The sequence below is a fragment of the Lacrimispora xylanisolvens genome (genome assembly GCF_002934545.1).
Classification (GTDB): domain Bacteria; phylum Bacillota; class Clostridia; order Lachnospirales; family Lachnospiraceae; genus Lacrimispora; species Lacrimispora xylanisolvens.
In genome coordinates this window covers 192,362-207,126 of record NZ_PTJA01000008.1, presented here as the reverse complement: position 1 = coordinate 207,126, position 14,765 = coordinate 192,362, and the positions used below count along the sequence as shown (strand labels likewise).

Sequence of the window (14,765 nt, the reverse complement as noted above, 5' to 3'; positions counted from 1 at the left end):
TGCATGCACAAAACGTAAATTGCGCATGCATTTTCTGTGTTAATGTGTCAATTGTTTGGGGAGTGGGATGACGTTATACTGTGATAAGAATTTCAAGGCAAGTTATAACGGAGGCGCATATGAATATTACATTTCAATTTCAAGACAACATTCAATTTGTAAAAGCAGTTTATTATAATTTTCACCCGATTCCATTGCCAAAACCTTTTAAGGATGGGACTGGCGGAATGGGTAAATATGCACCTGAGCAGGGTTGCATTGAGCTTTATGATTCAGAAGGGGCTTGCGCTCATCTTTGTGTTGGAAGAAGCTTTGTAAAAAATATTCTTCCAATGATCCTGGATGGACAGACAAGAACCTACAGCCAATGGAGAGATACTCTTTACTGGAAAATTAGAAATTCCGGATTTCAAAGTGGTCAGGCGGTGGAAGTGGGCCAGCTGGATCTAATGATGCTGGATATTCTTGCACAAAGAGCCGGTAAACCCCTGCACCGGTTCCTTGGGGCTGAAAAAGACTGGGCAGCTGCTTATAAAGGAGGCGGATCTCTGCTTCTGGAAGACGAAGAGCTGACAGATGATATGGTCAGGTATGTACACGAGGGATATCAGACGGTGAAATTCAAGGTGGGCAGCAGTGACGGAAAGGATATGGAGCGTGATATACGCAGACTTAGAAAGGTGAGGGAAGCTGTGGGTTCCAAAATTGGGATTGCAGTGGATGCCAATCAGCGCTGGAATGTAGAAGAAGCATATCGTTTTGCAAAATTGGCGGAGCCTTATGAACTGGCATGGTTTGAAGAACCGATACACGCTCACGATATGAATGGAATTAAAGAACTTAAGGAGTTGGGAGTTTCTATGCCGCTGGCATTTGGAGAATCAATGAGAATTTATTATGCTTATGAAACCTATGCCGAAAAAGGGGTGGATCATCTGCAGCCTTCCATAGGACGGATGAGCCGAATCGATGATATTCTGAAGATCCGGGATTTAGCCAGAAGGAAAGGAATCACGTTCTCATCCGGAGGAAGAATTTATTTGAATGCTATTTTCGGTTGCCTGTATGGGGAAGATGAAATGATTGAATATCATGAGCCGATCAGCAAGCCGGTGGGTAAATATACCCTGTTCCAACCGGAGGAAAAGAACGGAAGATTTTATTGTCAGCCTGACCTGCCTGGAAATCCACAGCGCATGGATCTTGAAAAACTGGAAAAGGACGGGCTTCTGGAAAGTAAAAAAATATTCTATACAGAATAAGACTATGGTTGTGGGAGGGACAATTTTGGAAAAAAATAACAGAAGAAATCTCCGGGTATCAAAATATAAAAATCCCAGGGATTTTATAAAAAAGAACTTTGGTTTTTTATTTATACTGCCCTGGTGGATTGGTTTTGCCATCTTTAAATTTTATCCGTTTATGGCATCGTTTATTTACAGCTTTCATGAATACAATCTGTTTCGGACAGCTGCATTCGTGGGACTGGAAAATTATAAGGCGATACTTCAGGATAAGCTGACCATGACTGCGTTTGGACAGACATTTAAGTATGCGTTTTTAACAGTTCCGCTGGAACTTTCTTTCGCCTTGTTTATCGCATACATTTTGAATTTTAAAATAAGAGGAGTCAATTTTTTCAGAACTGCTTATTACATACCCTCTATTTTAGGCGGTTCCGTATCCATTGCAGTCTTATGGAGATTTCTCTTTAAGACGGAAGGTCTGATCAATATGATATCTGCAAAATTAGGAGTGGAACCTTTTAACTGGCTTGGAGACACCAGGGGCGCATTTTTTGTTATTGTGCTTCTGCGTATCTGGCAGTTTGGCTCTCCAATGGTCATTTTTCTGGCTGCACTAAAAGGGGTGTCTGCGGATCTGTATGAGGCGGCGTCTATTGATGGAGCTGGAAAATGGAGACAGTTTTTTAATATTACAGTACCTCTTATCACGCCGGTAATATTTTATAATTTTGTAACACAGCTTTGTCACAAATTTCAGGAATTTAACGGTCCGTTTATTATAACAAGAGGAGGTCCTCTTCGGTCCACGACTCTGGTATCTCTGCTGGTTTACAATAATGCGTTTAAAAGCTATGAAATGGGAATGGCAAGCGCCATTGCATGGCTGCTGTTTTTAATTATCACCACATTCACTATAATTGCTTTTGTCAGTCAGAAGTACTGGGTATATTACAGCGATGAGGATGGGAGGTAAGAATAATGACAAGAGAAAAGAGAGACAGAATTAACACATTTCTTCGATACCTGATCCTGATATTAGTAGGTACTGTAATGGTTTATCCATTAATCTGGATGGTGGGTGCTTCATTTAAAACCAATGCAGAGATCTTCTCAAGTATAGGATTTATTCCAAAATCGCCTACTGTGGAGGGGTATGTACGAGGCTTTAAGGGCTATGAAGGAATGACTCTGCTATTTTTTATGTGGAACACTTATAGATTTGTTCTTCCTAAAGTTGCCGTTACTGTATTTTCAGCAGTTTTTACAGCATACGGTTTTGCGAGGTTTCAATTTATCGGTAAAAAGTTTTCCTTTGCAGTGCTATTATCTACGTTATTTTTACCTCAGGTTGTACTTAATGTTCCGCAGTATATATTGTTTAACCAAATTGGATGGCTGGATTCTTATCTGCCCCTGATTATTCCCTCGCTATTTGCAGGGGACACCTATTTTGTATATATGCTGATCCAGTTTCTCAGAGGGATTCCGAAAGAACTGGAAGAGGCGGCGAAAATAGACGGCTGCAATGTAATACAGACACTGTGGTATGTAATTGTACCAATGCTGAAGCCTTCCATTGTATCCTGCGCTTTGTTTCAGTTCATGTGGGCTTCCAATGACTTTATGGGGCCGCTGATTTATGTCAATACAGTAGCAAAATATCCGGTTTCCATTTTCCTGCGTATGTCAATGGATGCAGATGTGGGATTTGAATGGAATCGGGTTCTGGCAATGTCGCTGATAGCGATTATTCCGTCATTAGCAGTATTTTTTATTGCTCAGAATTCTTTTGTAGATGGAATTGCAGCAGGCGGGGTAAAAGGTTAAAAATAGATTTTTTTGGAGGAGGAGAAACATGAAGAAAAACAATTGGAAACAGACGGCGGTATTTGCTTTATCCGGTTTATTGGCAGTATCTCTTGCAGGCTGCATGCCGACAGAGAGCAGTAAACCCCAGGGGGAGACAACCGTATCAGAAACACAGGCAGCGAGCCAGGGAGCAGCGGAGTCTGCAAAAGCGGAAGGGCTTAAAGTAAATACAACAGATCCCATAACTCTTCGTATGAACTGGTGGGGGGGAGACAGCAGGCATCAGGCAACACTGGAAGGAATCAAGGCATTTGAGGCAAAGTATCCGAACATAAAAGTAGAAGCAGAATACGAATCGTTTACAGGCCACGAGGAAAAGGTCGCACTGGCTCTGAAATCAGGCTCAGCAGCAGATGTGGTTCAGCTGAATATGGACTGGGTATTTAATTATTCGCCGGACGGAAGCCTTTTTTATGATTTAAACAAGGTTTCAGATATTATTGATTTAAAAGCATATGATAAATCAGATCTGGATTATTATACAACGAATGGAGTTTTGCAGGCGTTACCGGCAAGCAATACGGGGCGTGTATTTTTCTGGAATACCACAAGGCTGAAAGATGTGGGGGTAGAAATTCCTAAGAATTTAGATGAACTGTATGCCGTTGGAGAAGCTTTTGCAGCTTATAAAGATGGTACCTACTATCCAATTATATTAAATGAACTGGACCGCATGACATTGATGGTTTATTATCTGCAGTGCAAATACGGAAAGCCATGGGTAGAAAACTATCAGCTGCAATACAGTAAGGAAGAGATCCAGGAAGGATTGGAGTGGATCAGCTTATTGGAAGAAAAGCATGTAATTCCCACATTGGAGGTTCTTGCGGGCGATGGTTCAGAATTGGTTGATACAAACCAGCGATGGATTGACGGGCATTATGCAGGTATGTATATTTGGGACAGCAACTTAAAGAAATACCAGGAAGCAGCTCCTGGATTTGAATTTGAGGTAGGAGATTATATTAATATGGGAGATTACAAAGGTGGCATGACAAAAGCCTCCATGGTGTTCGCAATCCCCAAAACTTCAAAATATCCGGCAGAGTCAGCTGCACTGATCCAGTTCCTTTTTGGTGATCCGGAAGGGGCAAAGATCCTTGGAGATACCAGAGGAGTGCCAGCAAACAAAAATGGACTTGCATCTCTTGATTTATCCAACAGCCTGGCAGCAATAGCAAATAAAAAAGTTATGGAATGGACTGCTTTTAAGTTTGACCCTGTATTTGAACGATCTGCACTTAAGAATCCAGACGGTACTTATTATATGGGTATGCAGATGCTCAGTTACAAACAGGATGATGCAGCAGGAGTTGCAGAATATTTGGTTAACGACATCAATAAACAGTTAGAATCAGCAAAATAATCTGATTACTATCTGGTGACTTCCATCTTTGAGTATTTTCCGGGAATCCCTCTCTTACACTCAAAAGACTTTGTAAACTAAGAGACTGCAGGCAGTTATACTGGTACAGTGATTGGTTTGTAATTATCACGCGGAATAATTAAATTAAGCAAATACTTTTGTTTGTAAACAGATTATCCTTCTTCTTGCTATCCCATTATCTCCATGCTATATTAAAGTATAAATTTTAAAGGGAGAAAGGATGTCTATGATGAACAAGAGAAAAAAACGCATATTTACAAAGCTGCTTTTCGGTATTTCTGCTCCAGTCATAGTAATATTAATTTTATCAGGGTTCCTGATTACTATGCAGGTAGGAAAAAGCATGGAACATCAGTCTATGGAAAATCTTAATTCGGCATCCTTAGCGGCGGCAAATCAGGTGGACTCTTTCCTGACTTTTTACCTGGCTGAGATGAAGAGTGCTGCGGCAAGCCAGCAGGTGGAAGAGTATCTGAAGAATGCGACTGGAAATGTCAGAATGCCTGACAGCAAGGGATATCCGGAGATTAAGAAAACCCTGGACAAGATACAGGCAACGGATAAGGATAACATTCTTGCTGCATGGGTTGCAGATCTGGATTTAAGTCAGGTAACCCAGTCGGACAACTTTACATCCGAAGACGGCTGGGATATCTCAAGCAGGCCCTGGTACCGGGCGATGGAACTGGATCACCCAATTTTGACGGAACCATATGTGGATGCCAGTACCGGACAGGTCATTGTCAGTGCCGTTTGTGGCGTATTTGACAGCAGCACTGGAAAACCCCTTGGTGTGATGGGGCTGGATATTAAGCTGTCCCAGCTTGTGACTATTATGAGTAATTACAAAATCGGGACAGGCGGATTTGTGGTTCTTGCCACTGAGGGAGGACAAATTGTTTATCACCCCAACAATGATATGATTCAGAAGAATGTTTCGGAAGTCGAGATATCTGATAATATTAAACAGGCCATAACCGGACAGGCAGCAGGAAGCTATACATACTCCATGAATAAGGAAAATTATTTCGGTGCAGTAAATAAGGTGGGAAATTCCGGCTGGCTTGTGCTCTCCAGTATACCCAGATCAGAAGTCCTTGCTTCCCGAACGGCTGTGACTGTCACAATTGTCTCTGTCTTTTTACTGGGATCGGTACTACTGGTTCTTTTAATTATTCTCATTTCCAGACGGTTGACCAAACCTCTTAAAAATTTATCCAATGTTGCAGAACAGATTGCGGAGGGTAAACTGGATCTGGCTATGGAGAACTTTGATAATGATGAGATTGGTATGGTCGCTGCTTCATTGGGCAATACCGTATTACAGCTGAAAGATTATGTAAATTATATCGATGAAATTACTTCGGTTCTCAACCAGATTGCAGACAAGAATCTTGCGTTCCGGCTGGAATATGATTACAAAGGGAATTTTGAGAAGGTTAAGAATGCCCTGCTTAAAATCAGCAGTACCTTAACCTTAACCATGGAGAGAATTGTAAATGCTTCGGAACAGGTCGCTTATGGATCACAGAATATAAGCGGAAGTTCACAGGCACTTGCTCAGGGAGCAACAGAGCAGGCCAGTGCAGTAGAAGAGCTGGCTGCCACCATCAATGACATCTCCCATAACATTGATAAAAACGCCCAGGATTCCACCAGTGCCAATGAACAGGCGGTGGTAGCCACTGGTGAGCTGGAAACCAGCAGCAGACACATGGAGGCTCTGGTTAATGCCATGGAGGAGATTAGTGAGAATTCCAGGGAGATCAGTAAGATTATTAAGACCATTGAAGATATTGCATTTCAGACCAATATCCTTGCACTCAATGCGGCTGTGGAAGCAGCCAGGGCAGGAGAAGCGGGAAAAGGATTTGCTGTAGTCGCAGATGAGGTCCGCAATCTGGCGTCAAAAAGCTCAGAAGCGGCTCAGAATACCACACACCTGATTGAGAACTCCATTCAGTCAGTTATGAATGGCTCCGGCCTGGTAAAAGACGCAGCAGAGTCTCTTTCCACGGCAGTTGTAAGCACCCGTTCCGTATCTGAGATGATAGAACGGATCTCAGAAGCCTCTGTCAGACAGTCGGAAGCAATCCGTCAGGTCACTGCAGGTATCGACCAGATCTCAGCAGTAGTACAGACCAACTCCGCAACTGCAGAGGAAAGTGCGGCTGCCAGCAAAGAGCTGTCTGATATGGCTGCAGTATTAAAAGAACTGGTAGATGAATTTCAATTAAATCGTAATTAATTTAAATAAGAGGCTGACGAAAACTAACAGATCATAGTTAGTTTTTGGAGGCCTCTTTTTGCTTTTATGTAGTGGTTATGCAGTTTTTTGATTTACCAGAAATGGTGATAACGATTCCAAAACATCGTCATGGTTGTTATTGTAAATGATCAGTTCAAGATCGCAATCAGACCAGATGGTCATGATGCCTAAAATAGATTTGGCGTCAATAACAATACTTCCTTTGCAAATGTCCATATCGCATTCAAAATGATTCGTCACTTTAACAAAAGCGGCAGCTTCTTCCATGTTAGCCAAACGTATTGGATACTTTTTCATAATGTCTTACCTCTTAGTAATTATAATGATTGTACAAAAATTAATACATAGCTAGATTATAGGACCAGTCTCATAAATAAGCTATGTCTAAATTTGTATAAAAACCGTCTTTTCTTGCAAATAATGTCATTGTGGTGATATAATTAATCGGGGGAAGAGCGAGTGGGTTTGCCGTTTGGAGGAAAATATGAATGAAGAACTTCTGAAATTTTTGAGGAAGACATCGGAAGAGAAAAACGGTATTATCAAGGATGCATCTTCAATTTTAACATACTATGTAAGAGATCTGGATAGCAGTGTAGTGGATAAGGATCTGATTATAGAAGAGGGCAGTATGATGGGACTTTATTGCCAGCCTCGCCATATAGCAATTCCGGATCATAGTCATAATTATGTAGAGCTTGTTTATATGTACAGTGGCAGTGCTGTCCAGATTATTAATAAAACCGAAAGGATTAAACTGGATACCAGTGACCTTCTCCTGCTGAGAGAGGGTACCAGTCATGCCATAGAGCCTTTAGGGGAAGATGATATTGCGATTCATTTTTTTCTGAAGCCGGAGTTTTTCTCCCATCCATCTCTTATTACAGAGGACGGGGGGATCTTAAGGCATTTTATTGCAGGAGCAGTATCTGAGAATCATTCGGTGGCGGATTATCTCCATTTCCGGCTGCAGGATATTTTACCTGCAAAGAACCTGTTAGAGAATATGATCTGGTCTCTGATGGTGGAAAAAAAGTGCAGGCAGGAGATTAATCAGGCTACCATGTCCATGTTAATTATGGAACTGCTTCATGATGCCGATAAGGTGGAATCCCATGATACGACACAGTATGAAGAGCAGATTGCCCTGACGGCGTATCAGTATCTGGAAAATCATTATACCACGGCTACACTGGAGGAATTTTCTTTAAAGGTCATGCAGCCGACCTATTATGTCAGCCGCCTGTTTAAGCGGTACTATCAGATGACTTTTACAGAATGCTTACAGTTGATCCGTCTTTGCAGGGCAGCGAACTGCCTTACCTCATCCAACAAATCAGTGGAAGAAATCATACAGGAAATCGGTTATGAGAACAGCAGTTATTTTCACCGGATTTTTAAAGAACGCTATGGTCTGACGCCGAAGCAGTACCGGGATAAGTCCAGGGATTAATTCTGAAAAGATTATGAAATATATGCTCATAACATTGACTTTGGCTGGATAGGTTATTATAGTTAAGGCAAAGAAAAGGGGCGATTATACAGCATGAATCAAATGAGAGAACAATTTATTCGATTTATGACGGGAAGATATGGCGCTGATAAATTGGGAAAATTTTTAACAGCGACGGCATTTATTTTATTTGTTGCAGGTCTGTTTATAAAGAGTCCCTGGGTGGATCTCATAGCAGTGGCAGTCCTGTTAGTAAGCTACTACCGTATGTTTTCAAGAAATATCAGGAGACGCTTTGATGAAAATCAGAAATTTGAGCGGTTTTGTTTTGCTATTGCAGAAACATTTCGCAAATGGCGTTTCCGGCTGCAGCAGAGCATGAAGTTTCACATTTACAAGTGCCCGGGCTGCGGACAAAAAATCAGGGTGCCAAGGGGAAAAGGAAAAATAAAGATTCATTGTCCCAAGTGTAATACTGATTTTATTAAGAAAAGCTAGTGATAAAAATAGAAGGGAACAATTATGAATTTACAATTTAAGCCAATTGAGGCAAGTGATGTTGAAAAGATAACTCCGTTTTATGCCCTGCGGCCAAATAAGACCTGTGATAGTGTATATCTGGATTGTTTTATCTGGAGAGAATACTACCATGTGAAGTACGCAATCAGTGACAATAAATCATTGCAGTTTCTGATGGAAAAGGATGGCCAGCCCTTTACCGCGATGCCTATGTGCAGGGAAGAAGATCTTCCTTACTATTTCAATGAAATGAAAGAATACTTTAATGAGGTTTTAAAAAAGCCACTTCGAATCTCTCTGGCAGATGAGGCGGCAATTGAGTATTTAAAGCTGGATCCCGATCAGTTTGAAGTGAAAGAGGTAGAAGATTTAAAGGATTATCTCTATGACGCTCAATCATTAAGGACACTTTCCGGAAAGAAGCTTCACAAAAAGAAGAATCATTTAAACTCCTTTTTGAAAGAATATGAGGGAAGATATGAGTACCGGACCCTATGTTGTTCAGACAGGGACAGCGTGGTGGAATTCTTAAATGAGTGGTGGGAGAACAAGGTAGAGGCTGCGGAGTTTACCCGTCAGCTGGATTATGAAGTGATGGGAATTCACAGCATACTAAAAAACTGTTCTTTCTTAAATGTAAGAATGGCAGGAGTTTTTATAGACGGAATGTTAAAGGCATTTACCATAGGCAGCTACAACCCCTTTGAAAAAATGGCTGTTATTCATATTGAGAAGGCAGATCCAAATATTAAGGGCCTTTACCAGTTTATTAACCAGCAGTTTGTTACCCATGCTTATCCGGAAGAACTGATCTTGGTGAACCGGGAAGATGATGTGGGAATGGAAGGCTTAAGAAAAGCGAAGATGTCTTATTATCCCGTTGATTTTGCAAGAAAATACTCAGTGGTACAGAAGGGTTTCTAAACTATGGTACGGTATTTGAAGCAGGAAGAAAAAAGTGAAAGCCGGGCGTTATGGGAAAAAGTTTTCTCTGAGGATTCCAAGAGCTTTCTGGATTATTATTATTCGGACAGAGTCCGCAAGAATAAGATTTTAACTGCATGGAGCGGAGATCAGCCGGCTGCCATGCTCCATCGCAATCCCTATGAAGTGGTGGTAAAAGACCGCATATGGAAGGTGGATTATATTGCCGGAGTGGCTACTGATCCAGATTTCCGCCATCAGGGTTATATGAGAAGACTGCTTGCCCGGTGTTTTTCAGATATGTATATGGAACGTATGGAGTTTTGCTTTTTGGTTCCGGTTGATCCTGCTATTTATCATCCCTTTGATTTTACCTATATCTGTGATCTTCCAAAGCGGGTACTTAACGAAAAGGGAAGAACCCGGTTAAGCCGCCGTGCATTTATGGAACGGTCTGATGACTGCAAGGAGACTGCCAGGTTCGTTGGCCGCCAACTGGAAAAAAAATATGAGGTGTACGCTCACAGAGATGAGGAGTATTACCGGAATTTATGCAGAGAAGTAAGAAGCGACAGGGGAGACATGATTCTTCTTTTTACCAGAGATGAAAGAGAACGGCTTGCCGGTGTATGGGCTTATTACGGAGAACTTGCAGAAAATCAGCGGGAGCTGATTGTTCTTCCCGATTATGGTAAGGAAGTGGGTAATGCAAGACCGGCTGTAATGGGGCGTATCATTCATCTGGAGCAGTTTATCTCCGTGATCAGGCTGAAAGAGGATTGCCCTGTCAGTGAGATGGAATTATTTATTGAAGTTAAGGATGATTTTATACGACAAAACAACGGTGTTTTTCGCTGGAAGCTTACAAAAGATGGTTCCACGATGACTCTGGTGTCAGATAGTAATAAGATAAAACCTCATCTGGTTATGGGGATCAGCGAACTGACTTCCTGGCTTTTCGGCTATGGAAAGCCGGAGGTTCCAGAAAACCGGCAAACCATGGCAGACCGGATAAGACCTTTAAATGGAGTGTTTTTCGATGAAATAACCTGATTTTATAATTATGAAAATCAGTTACGGGCGGGTTCAGCTGAATCCGCCCCTGCATGTTGGAGGGATAAGTCGATGAATGAACGAAGTCTGTTAAAGGACTGGATCATGGAGAGCCAGAATATTGTATTTTTCGGCGGAGCGGGAGTATCAACAGAAAGCAATATTCCCGATTTCAGAGGCGTTGACGGGTTGTACCATCAGGAGTATGAGTATCCTCCTGAGACTATTATCAGTCACAGTTTTTACCGGTCCAAACCAAAGGAATTTTATCGTTTTTATAAAAATAAGATGTTATTTCCGGACGCAAAACCCAACCCGGCTCATCTGGCTCTTGCAAAGCTGGAAGAGATGGGGAAATTAAAAGCGGTTATTACTCAGAATATCGACGGACTTCATCAGGCAGCAGGGAGTAAGTCTGTGCTTGAGCTTCATGGATCTGTAAGGAGAAATCATTGCACCCGGTGTATGAAGTTTTTTTCATTGGAAGAGATGATCTCTTCCATGGGGGAGGACGGGATTCCAAGGTGTACATGCGGCGGGATGATTAAACCGGATGTGGTCTTATATGAGGAAAGTCTGGATGAAAGTGTGCTAAGTAAGTCGGTCGCTTACATCTCTCAGGCGGATTTACTCATCATAGGAGGGACTTCGCTGACTGTCTATCCGGCGGCCGGACTGATTGATTATTACCGAGGCAGCAAAATGGTGCTTATTAACAAAACCGTTACACCAATGGATGAGAAAGCCAATCTGGTGATCAGCGGCAGCATCGGGGAAGTGCTCCATGATGCAGTGGGAGTCTGAAGCGGTTCAGGATAAGAAGGAGAGCAAAACGATGTATCAGGCAGCAGAAAACAGATATGACACAATGAAGTACAAGCGTTGCGGAAGAAGCGGAATCATGCTTCCCATGGTATCTCTGGGATTATGGCAGAATTTTGGACTGGAAAAACCGGTATCGGAACAGGGAGAAATTCTTTTAAGTGCATTTGATATGGGAATCACCCATTTTGACCTGGCTAATAATTACGGGTTTCCTGCACCTGGAAAAGCGGAAGAGAATTTTGGAACAGTTTTAAAGAGTGATCTGCTTCCCTATCGGGAAGAGCTGATTATCTCTACAAAAGCCGGATATGATATGTGGCCTGGTCCCTATGGAAACTGGGGTTCCAGAAAGTATTTAATGTCCAGTCTGGATCAAAGTTTAAAACGTATGGGGCTTGAATATGTGGATATATTCTATCATCACAGACCGGACCCGGAAACTCCTTTGGAGGAGACCATGGGGGCTTTGGCAGATATTGTAAAACAGGGAAAAGCTCTTTATGCTGGAATCTCTAATTATGGTGAGCAGGAAGCGGTAAAAGCCATCTCCATGTTAAGAGACCTGGGAGTTCCGTGTCTCATTGACCAGCCAAGATACAACATGCTGGAACGGGGAGCGGAAGATGGTTTGTTTGGAGCACTGCTGGAACAGGGAACCGGGTGCATCTGCTACAGCCCTCTTGCGCAGGGAGCTTTGACAAACCGGTATTTAAATGGTGTTCCGGCTGATTCCAGGGCTGCCAGAAAGGGAACTACCATTGGCGGACGTTATCTGACTGAGGAACGGCTTGAGCAGATCAGACGCCTTGATGAGCTGGCTGGAAAAAGAGGACAGACACTGGCACAGATGGCACTTTCCTGGGTTCTTCGGGAACCGGCTGTGACCTCAGTGTTAATAGGAGCAAGCAGCGTAAAGCAGCTGGAAGATAATGCAGCGTGCCTGGAGAATCTGTCTTTTACCCAACAGGAACTGAAAGAAATCGATATTATTTTAAAATAGCGTCTTATTTGAAAGAGAAAATAAAACGTACGGGACAGGTGTATGATATGATCTATGAAGTTGGAGATGTTGTAAAATTAAAAAAGCAGCATCCATGTGGAAGCCAGGAATGGGAAATTCTGCGTGTTGGAGCTGATTTTCGTTTAAAATGCACGGGATGCGGCCATCAGATTATGGTACCCAGGAAGCTGGTGGAGAAGAATACCAGAGGATTAAAGGGAAAAGATGGGCAGCCAAAATCATAAAATCCCTATTATATAAGAAAAAAGTGATAAAAGTGGGAAAAGGACTTGCTTTTATCATAAATTTCCGGTATAATACTGTACCGTGACATATATTAATCCTTGCTCCTGAAACTGAAGTCAGGGGCCAGAGACCACAAGGAGGTAAACAAGCATGAACAAATATGAATTAACAATTGTTCTGAACGCAAAGCTCGAAGATGAAGAGAGAGCAGCTGCCATGGAAAAGATTAATGGTTACATTACTCGTTTCGGCGGAACTGTAACTGGCGTTGATGAATGGGGTAAGAAGAGATTAGCTTACGAAATTCAGAAAATGAAAGAAGGATTCTACTACTTCATCAAATTTGATGGCGCGTCCAATACACCGAACGAATTAGAAGAAAACGTTCGTATTATGGAGCCGGTTATCAGATACTTATGCGTGAAACAAGAAGCATAATAGATAAAGAAAGCGTGATCGTATGAACAGAGTAATCCTTATGGGCAGATTGACCCGTGATCCAGAAGTAAGATATTCCCAGGGCGAGCGTGCTATGGCCATCGCAAGGTATACCCTTGCTGTTGATCGCAGAAGCCGCAGAAGTCAGGACGGCAATGAGCAGACCGCTGATTTTATCAATTGCGTTGCATTTGACAAAGCAGGTGAGTTTGCAGAGAAGTATTTCCGTCAGGGTATGAGAGTACTGATTTCCGGAAGGATCCAGACTGGAAGTTATACGAATAAAGACGGCGTAAAAGTATATACAACAGATATCGTTGTAGAAGATCAGGAATTCGCAGACAGCAAGGGCGGTGCTCCAGGCGAAGGCGGCGGCTATCAGCCAACCTCCAGACCAGCTCCCTCCAGTGCAATCGGCGATGGATTTATGAATATCCCGGATGGAGTCGAAGACGAAGGACTTCCATTCAACTAAATCTAACAGGAGGTATCCCAATGGCATTTAACAGGAATGATAAAGCTGATGGCGCTAAGATGAGAAGAGGCGGCATGCGCAGAAGAAAAAAAGTATGCGTATTCTGCGGCGAGAAGAATGGCGTTATCGATTATAAAGATGTAAATAAATTAAAAAGATACGTGTCTGAAAGAGGAAAAATTCTTCCCAGACGTATCACTGGCAACTGTGCTAAGCATCAGAGAGCACTGACTGTTGCTATTAAGAGAGCTAGACATATCGCTCTTATGCCTTACACTATGGAGTAAATCCTTATTTGATAAGGGTTTGCGGATAGGGTAAAGGAGTTTTACTCAAAATTTACTCAAATCGGGATGATTTTTTCAGTGGTATATTGGCTGGGAAGAGAGTTTCGTGATATAGAAAGACTTCACATGAGAATGTGGGGTCTTTTTTTGTAAGTTTTATTATGGTATATTATATAGTATTAGTTGATTCACCATATATGTAATCGGAGGTGCAGTATGATAAAACCTATTGAAAAAGATGATCTAATTAATTGTCTAAACATATTTCATCAAGGCTATGAAACTGTTGCGATTGAGTTTGGTCTGACGGAAGAAAACTGCCCTGATAGAGGCCGTGCAAGTTTACCGTATGAAAAGTTGTTGACAGAGTTTGAAGACAGTACATTGATGTTCGGGTATTTACATAATGATAAACTTATTGGTTTTATGGGTATGAAAATGTGTGATGACGACATTTGCAAGTTAGATGATATTATTATTCTTCCTGAATTCAGGAGAAAAGGTTACGGTAAAGAACTTCTTATTTTTTGTAAACAAAAGGCAAAAGAACTGGGTGCTAATAAAATTACGTTGGGAATGATAGATGACAATAAATGTCTGAGAAAGTGGTACGAAGATAATGGCTTTATAAATATGGGATATAAAAAGTATGATGGTGCACCATTTACAGTTGGTTATATGGAATATATAGTATTAACCTGATATGATTGCATCTTAATTCAACACCATTATTGTGAATTTATTAAGTTAAGGTAGATAATGAACTTTTAAAC

At 41.8% G+C, this 14,765-nt stretch carries 17 protein-coding genes; 16 read left to right on the top strand and 1 reads right to left on the bottom strand.

From position 1 onward, the window contains the following. Positions 1-119 precede the first annotated feature (119 nt). From BXY41_RS16045 to BXY41_RS16025, 5 genes are all read left to right on the top strand, one after another. Complete coding sequence (locus BXY41_RS16045; RefSeq protein WP_104437869.1) at positions 120-1,262, top strand: enolase C-terminal domain-like protein; 1,143 nt, start codon at positions 120-122, stop codon at positions 1,260-1,262. A gap of 22 nt (positions 1,263-1,284) precedes the next feature. Next, a complete protein-coding gene (locus tag BXY41_RS16040) occupies positions 1,285-2,220 on the top strand; it encodes a carbohydrate ABC transporter permease (protein ID WP_432765521.1) in 936 nt (311 codons plus the stop codon). Positions 2,221-2,225: 5 nt separating this feature from the next. Continuing rightward, the gene (locus tag BXY41_RS16035; protein ID WP_104437867.1) at positions 2,226-3,074 is read left to right on the top strand and encodes a carbohydrate ABC transporter permease; all 849 of its coding nucleotides are present in this window, start codon (positions 2,226-2,228) and stop codon (positions 3,072-3,074) included. 28 nt (positions 3,075-3,102) lie between these two features. Next, the gene (locus tag BXY41_RS16030) at positions 3,103-4,482 is read left to right on the top strand and encodes an ABC transporter substrate-binding protein (RefSeq protein ID WP_104437866.1); all 1,380 of its coding nucleotides are present in this window, start codon (positions 3,103-3,105) and stop codon (positions 4,480-4,482) included. Positions 4,483-4,729: 247 nt separating this feature from the next. Next, positions 4,730-6,751, top strand: coding sequence for a methyl-accepting chemotaxis protein (locus BXY41_RS16025; RefSeq protein ID WP_170072411.1), 2,022 nt, complete (start codon positions 4,730-4,732; stop codon positions 6,749-6,751). A gap of 75 nt (positions 6,752-6,826) precedes the next feature. Here BXY41_RS16025 and BXY41_RS16020 read toward each other — a convergent pair whose 3' ends face one another. Then, positions 6,827-7,069, bottom strand: coding sequence for an HPr family phosphocarrier protein (locus BXY41_RS16020; RefSeq protein ID WP_104437864.1), 243 nt, complete (start codon positions 7,067-7,069; stop codon positions 6,827-6,829). A gap of 187 nt (positions 7,070-7,256) precedes the next feature. Here BXY41_RS16020 and BXY41_RS16015 point away from each other — a divergent pair, with 187 nt between their 5' ends. From BXY41_RS16015 to BXY41_RS15965, 11 genes are all read left to right on the top strand, one after another. Continuing rightward, entirely contained in the window at positions 7,257-8,225 is a 969-nt protein-coding gene (locus BXY41_RS16015; RefSeq protein WP_104437863.1) for an AraC family transcriptional regulator, read from the top strand. A 93-nt stretch (positions 8,226-8,318) separates the two neighbouring features. Continuing rightward, positions 8,319-8,723, top strand: coding sequence for a hypothetical protein (locus BXY41_RS16010; protein WP_104437862.1), 405 nt, complete (start codon positions 8,319-8,321; stop codon positions 8,721-8,723). 24 nt (positions 8,724-8,747) lie between these two features. Further along, complete coding sequence (locus BXY41_RS16005) at positions 8,748-9,668, top strand: DUF2156 domain-containing protein (protein ID WP_104437861.1); 921 nt, start codon at positions 8,748-8,750, stop codon at positions 9,666-9,668. Between the two features lie 3 nt (positions 9,669-9,671). Further along, a complete protein-coding gene (locus BXY41_RS16000; RefSeq protein ID WP_104437860.1) occupies positions 9,672-10,721 on the top strand; it encodes a GNAT family N-acetyltransferase in 1,050 nt (349 codons plus the stop codon). A 72-nt stretch (positions 10,722-10,793) separates the two neighbouring features. Then, positions 10,794-11,525: an NAD-dependent protein deacylase gene (locus BXY41_RS15995; protein ID WP_104437859.1), complete on the top strand. Its 732-nt coding sequence runs from the start codon at positions 10,794-10,796 to the stop codon at positions 11,523-11,525. Between the two features lie 31 nt (positions 11,526-11,556). Beyond that, positions 11,557-12,546, top strand: a complete 990-nt coding sequence (locus tag BXY41_RS15990; RefSeq protein ID WP_104437947.1) for an aldo/keto reductase — start codon at positions 11,557-11,559, stop codon at positions 12,544-12,546. A gap of 47 nt (positions 12,547-12,593) precedes the next feature. Continuing rightward, complete coding sequence (locus BXY41_RS15985; protein ID WP_104437858.1) at positions 12,594-12,791, top strand: DUF951 domain-containing protein; 198 nt, start codon at positions 12,594-12,596, stop codon at positions 12,789-12,791. Between the two features lie 151 nt (positions 12,792-12,942). Further along, positions 12,943-13,230, top strand: coding sequence for a 30S ribosomal protein S6 (rpsF, locus tag BXY41_RS15980; protein WP_104437857.1), 288 nt, complete (start codon positions 12,943-12,945; stop codon positions 13,228-13,230). A 22-nt stretch (positions 13,231-13,252) separates the two neighbouring features. Beyond that, positions 13,253-13,705, top strand: a complete 453-nt coding sequence (locus tag BXY41_RS15975; protein ID WP_104437856.1) for a single-stranded DNA-binding protein — start codon at positions 13,253-13,255, stop codon at positions 13,703-13,705. Positions 13,706-13,725: 20 nt separating this feature from the next. Then, positions 13,726-13,992, top strand: a complete 267-nt coding sequence (gene rpsR, locus BXY41_RS15970) for a 30S ribosomal protein S18 (RefSeq protein WP_097004577.1) — start codon at positions 13,726-13,728, stop codon at positions 13,990-13,992. A 216-nt stretch (positions 13,993-14,208) separates the two neighbouring features. After that, positions 14,209-14,694 (top strand): GNAT family N-acetyltransferase, encoded by a 486-nt coding sequence (locus tag BXY41_RS15965; protein WP_104437855.1) that lies wholly within the window; start codon positions 14,209-14,211, stop codon positions 14,692-14,694. The last annotated feature ends 71 nt before the right edge of the window (positions 14,695-14,765 follow it).

What these genes read in the sequence shown, in the direction of transcription:
- rpsF (WP_104437857.1), top strand. Translation starts at nt 12,943, where the DNA reads ATGAACAAATATGAATTAACAATTGTTCTGAACGCAAAGCTCGAAGAT.
- BXY41_RS16045 (WP_104437869.1), top strand. Translation starts at nt 120, where the DNA reads ATGAATATTACATTTCAATTTCAAGACAACATTCAATTTGTAAAAGCA.
- BXY41_RS15965 (WP_104437855.1), top strand. Translation starts at nt 14,209, where the DNA reads ATGATAAAACCTATTGAAAAAGATGATCTAATTAATTGTCTAAACATA.
- BXY41_RS15990 (WP_104437947.1), top strand. Translation starts at nt 11,557, where the DNA reads ATGTATCAGGCAGCAGAAAACAGATATGACACAATGAAGTACAAGCGT.
- BXY41_RS15985 (WP_104437858.1), top strand. Translation starts at nt 12,594, where the DNA reads ATGATCTATGAAGTTGGAGATGTTGTAAAATTAAAAAAGCAGCATCCA.
- BXY41_RS16005 (WP_104437861.1), top strand. Translation starts at nt 8,748, where the DNA reads ATGAATTTACAATTTAAGCCAATTGAGGCAAGTGATGTTGAAAAGATA.
- BXY41_RS16030 (WP_104437866.1), top strand. Translation starts at nt 3,103, where the DNA reads ATGAAGAAAAACAATTGGAAACAGACGGCGGTATTTGCTTTATCCGGT.
- BXY41_RS15975 (WP_104437856.1), top strand. Translation starts at nt 13,253, where the DNA reads ATGAACAGAGTAATCCTTATGGGCAGATTGACCCGTGATCCAGAAGTA.
- BXY41_RS16035 (WP_104437867.1), top strand. Translation starts at nt 2,226, where the DNA reads ATGACAAGAGAAAAGAGAGACAGAATTAACACATTTCTTCGATACCTG.
- BXY41_RS16015 (WP_104437863.1), top strand. Translation starts at nt 7,257, where the DNA reads ATGAATGAAGAACTTCTGAAATTTTTGAGGAAGACATCGGAAGAGAAA.
- BXY41_RS16000 (WP_104437860.1), top strand. Translation starts at nt 9,672, where the DNA reads ATGGTACGGTATTTGAAGCAGGAAGAAAAAAGTGAAAGCCGGGCGTTA.
- rpsR (WP_097004577.1), top strand. Translation starts at nt 13,726, where the DNA reads ATGGCATTTAACAGGAATGATAAAGCTGATGGCGCTAAGATGAGAAGA.
- BXY41_RS15995 (WP_104437859.1), top strand. Translation starts at nt 10,794, where the DNA reads ATGAATGAACGAAGTCTGTTAAAGGACTGGATCATGGAGAGCCAGAAT.
- BXY41_RS16010 (WP_104437862.1), top strand. Translation starts at nt 8,319, where the DNA reads ATGAATCAAATGAGAGAACAATTTATTCGATTTATGACGGGAAGATAT.
- BXY41_RS16020 (WP_104437864.1), bottom strand. Translation starts at nt 7,069, where the DNA reads ATGAAAAAGTATCCAATACGTTTGGCTAACATGGAAGAAGCTGCCGCT.
- BXY41_RS16025 (WP_170072411.1), top strand. Translation starts at nt 4,730, where the DNA reads ATGATGAACAAGAGAAAAAAACGCATATTTACAAAGCTGCTTTTCGGT.